Origin of the sequence: Wenyingzhuangia sp. (assembly GCF_039768515.1) — a bacterium.
In the GTDB taxonomy this organism is placed as follows: Bacteria; Bacteroidota; Bacteroidia; order Flavobacteriales; family Flavobacteriaceae; genus Wenyingzhuangia.
The window spans coordinates 1-3,331 of the sequence record NZ_JBDNAI010000069.1; the positions used below are offsets into that span (position 1 = coordinate 1).

The following is a 3,331-nucleotide window of genomic DNA, read 5'->3' on the forward strand; positions in this document are numbered from 1 at the left end:
ATGAATAGTAGGGCTAGAATAATTTTTTTCTTCATTATTAGTATGTTTTAAATACTAAAAAAGGCGGATTAAATCCACCTTTTTATAAATTAATATTTAGCTGAAAATTAGTATTTCCAGTTAACGTAAGGTGTTAATGTGTCGTATAAATAAGTTCCTTCAACCAATAGCAAAGCTACCAAGTAGGGAATTAATATAATCAAAGGTAATACAATTGAATTTACAAAGTTTTTACGTTCATGATTCATATGCATAAAGTACCACATGATTCCAGCAGCCTTTACCAGTGTTAAGATAATAAAGATCCAGTTCAATAATGATGTCCCTAAAAAATTATTAAAGTGTAAACTGTGTGGCTTTATAATTCCTAAGATTACTTCAATGATGGTTACTAATGATAAAAATCCGAATACTTGCCAGATTAGTTTAGTGTTTGATTCGTGTTGTGCCATGATATATTATATAAATGCTGTCGTCTTTTTTTTAAATTACACAAGGTAGAAGAATGTAAATACAAATACCCATACCAAATCTACGAAGTGCCAGTATAATCCTACTTTTTCTACCATTTCGTAATGTCCTCTCTTTTCATAAGTACCCAAGAGCACATTTGCAAAAATGATGATGTTAAGGAGGATACCCGTTGTTACGTGAAAACCGTGAAAACCAGTGATAAAGAAGAAAAAATCTGCAAATTGGCTAGATCCATATTCATTGACCTCTAGATTTGCTCCTTCTACAACTCTTTTTGACTTTTCTAGGAACTTTACCGCTTCAGTTTTATCAAGTATGACAATCTTTTGCTTGGTTTCTGGATTTATTTTTTCAATTCGAATTCCAATTTCTGGATGGTGCTTGAAAGCTTCAAGGATTCCTTCAGTTGTATATTCCGAAATAGTTGGTCCTTCTTCGTTCCACAAACCATTCCAACGTGTGTGTTGTAAAGCTTTGTTGTCTTTAGTGGCAAAGTCTGCTAAGGCTATTTGTTTCCCTTCCTGGTTTACGAATTGGACAATCTTTCCATCTTGCAATTGGACTGCTCCGTATTCACCATTGATGAAATTTTTCCATTCCCAAGCCTGAGAACCGACAAAAACGATACCACCAATGATGGTTAAAAACATATAAAGAATAACTTTTTTTCGTTTCATTTGGTGTCCTGCATCAACTGCTAACACCATAGTTACAGAAGAAAAAATCAGTATAAAAGTCATCAATGCAACGTAATACATAGGGTAGGTTCCGTGGATTCCAGGGAAATGAGTAAATACCTCATCTGCAATTGGCCAGACATCAATAAATTTAAAACGAGTTAATCCGTAAGCGGCTAGGAAACCTGCAAATGTTAAAGCATCTGATAAGATGAAGAACCACATCATCATTTTACCATAACTTGCCCCTAGTGGTCTGGTATTTCCACCTTCCCATACATTCGTACTTTGATTAGCAGTTGTTGCTTTCATAAGTGTTCTAATTGTTTGTTTTGTTCAATTTTTGTTCGTGTTGCAAATTTATAAATTTACATTAATTATTAAAATAAAAGAATGAAAATAGTGCTATCCATAGTAAATCTAAAAAGTGCCAAAAAATAGCCCCTAGTTCTAGACCTAAGATATTGCCATTACTATACTTTCCAAGTAGTTGTTTGATGTTCATCACAACCAATGCAATCAAAGCCACTAGGACATGAGCCAGATGCGTAAACACGATGACCATAATCATCGAAGATGAAATCAAACTTTTAGGACCTGTAAAAAACAAACCTGACGCTCTTAGCTGGTTGAAACCATTGATTTGCGAGAGCACAAATCCGATTCCTAAGACGAGGGTGACTCCCAGTAGTAACGAAGTCATTTTTTTCTTTTGTTTTTTTGCAGCGATAACAGCAGCGTGTACGGTTACACTACTCAATAAAATAAATAGGGTACTATTTACAAGCGCTGGTGGTAGGTCAAAACTTACCCAGTCCTCACGTTGGCTACTGATCACATATGAACTTACTAGGCCGGCGAAAACCATAGTCATACTGATGATTGAAACCCATAGCATTGGTTTAGCTGTTTTTTTTCGCCCAATGCTTAATTCGTCTTCTAAAGATATTGTCTTTTTCATTTTAGTGGAGGAATTTATCGATGATATAAATAATTTGAATAGCCGTGATGTAAAATACACTAGCTAGCATTAGTCTTTTTGCTGTTTTCTTTGTCAGGTCTTTGTAAAGTTGAATCCCATAATATAGGATTACTGCTCCGCTCATGAAGATAAGAATTGCTGTAATAGGATAAATATAAAATTGCCCCGTTATCTTAAATATAGGAATTATAGAAACAAAAATCAACAGTAGGGTATATAGTAATATTTGCACAACTGTTTTTCTGTCTCTTTTTCCAGTTGGTAGTAAGTTGTAACCTGCTTTTAAGTATTCGTCGTGGCCTAGCCATCCGATGGCCCAGAAATGAGGGAATTGCCAGAAGAATTGAATCATAAAAAACACTCCTGCTTCAATTCCAAATCTATTTGTAGCGGCTACCCATCCGAGCAAAAACGGGATTGCTCCAGGAAAAGCACCAACAAATACAGCAAGAGGCGTGATCCCTTTTAAGGGGGTGTAAGCACATGTGTATAAAAAAATAGAAACAGCCCCTAAGAGAGCACTTTTTTCATTTATGCAGTATAATAGATATAGGCCAAGAATTGAAAATGTGACCGCGATTATCATTGCTGTCTTAGTTGTGTATCTTCCTGTAGGCAGAGGTCTGTCCATGGTCCTTTGCATCAGTTTGTCTGCATCAATCTCTATGATTTGGTTAAACGCATTAGAAGCGCCAACCATTAGATAACCACCAACAGCTAAAAGAGTTATGGTAGTGAAATCTATAGTAGTTGCAGCTAGTAAATAACCAGCAATTGCCGAAAAAACAACGCTTAGCGAAAGTCCAAATTTCGTAAGTTGTTTGAAGTCACCAAGGAAAGTATTTTCATTGATCTCCATATTTTTTTCTTTGTTAGGCATTAGATTTTTAAGCTTCTAAAGTTTGTGCAAAGATAGAGATATTATTTTCTAAAGAATTGAACTTGTACATTTTTTAGCCATAATTTTAAGGACCTAAAAAAAAACAAAAAAAAGAAGGTGTTATTTTTTCACGAATAGAATTATGTCCTATATTTGCACTCGCATTTGTAGAAATGCGTATGTTCTGAAACATTGTACAACTTACCAAAATATTTTAGTGTAAACTAAATGCTCAAGTGGTGGAATTGGTAGACACGCTGGACTTAAAATCCAGTGGGCAGAAATGCCCGTATGGGTTCAAGTCCCATCTTGAGTACA

At 35.1% G+C, this 3,331-nt stretch carries 4 protein-coding genes and 1 tRNA gene; 1 reads left to right on the forward strand and 4 read right to left on the reverse strand.

Features of this window, described 5'->3' with window-relative positions:
* Positions 1-107: 107 nt before the first annotated feature.
* From ABF281_RS04185 to cyoE, 4 genes are all read right to left on the reverse strand, one after another.
* Entirely contained in the window at positions 108-452 is a 345-nt protein-coding gene (locus ABF281_RS04185) for a cytochrome C oxidase subunit IV family protein (protein ID WP_347180440.1), read from the reverse strand.
* Between the two features lie 36 nt (positions 453-488).
* On the reverse strand, positions 489-1,463 hold the full coding sequence (locus ABF281_RS04190) for a cytochrome c oxidase subunit 3 (protein ID WP_347180441.1): 975 nt from the start codon (positions 1,461-1,463) through the stop codon (positions 489-491).
* Between the two features lie 61 nt (positions 1,464-1,524).
* Entirely contained in the window at positions 1,525-2,112 is a 588-nt protein-coding gene (locus ABF281_RS04195) for a cytochrome c oxidase subunit 3 (RefSeq protein WP_347180442.1), read from the reverse strand.
* Position 2,113: 1 nt separating this feature from the next.
* A complete protein-coding gene (cyoE, locus tag ABF281_RS04200; RefSeq protein WP_347180443.1) occupies positions 2,114-3,013 on the reverse strand; it encodes a heme o synthase in 900 nt (299 codons plus the stop codon).
* Positions 3,014-3,243: 230 nt separating this feature from the next.
* Here cyoE and ABF281_RS04205 point away from each other — a divergent pair.
* A tRNA-Leu gene (locus ABF281_RS04205) sits at positions 3,244-3,329 on the forward strand.
* The last annotated feature ends 2 nt before the right edge of the window (positions 3,330-3,331 follow it).

What these genes read in the sequence shown, in the direction of transcription:
- ABF281_RS04195 (WP_347180442.1), bottom strand. Translation starts at nt 2,112, where the DNA reads ATGAAAAAGACAATATCTTTAGAAGACGAATTAAGCATTGGGCGAAAA.
- cyoE (WP_347180443.1), bottom strand. Translation starts at nt 3,013, where the DNA reads ATGCCTAACAAAGAAAAAAATATGGAGATCAATGAAAATACTTTCCTT.
- ABF281_RS04190 (WP_347180441.1), bottom strand. Translation starts at nt 1,463, where the DNA reads ATGAAAGCAACAACTGCTAATCAAAGTACGAATGTATGGGAAGGTGGA.
- ABF281_RS04185 (WP_347180440.1), bottom strand. Translation starts at nt 452, where the DNA reads ATGGCACAACACGAATCAAACACTAAACTAATCTGGCAAGTATTCGGA.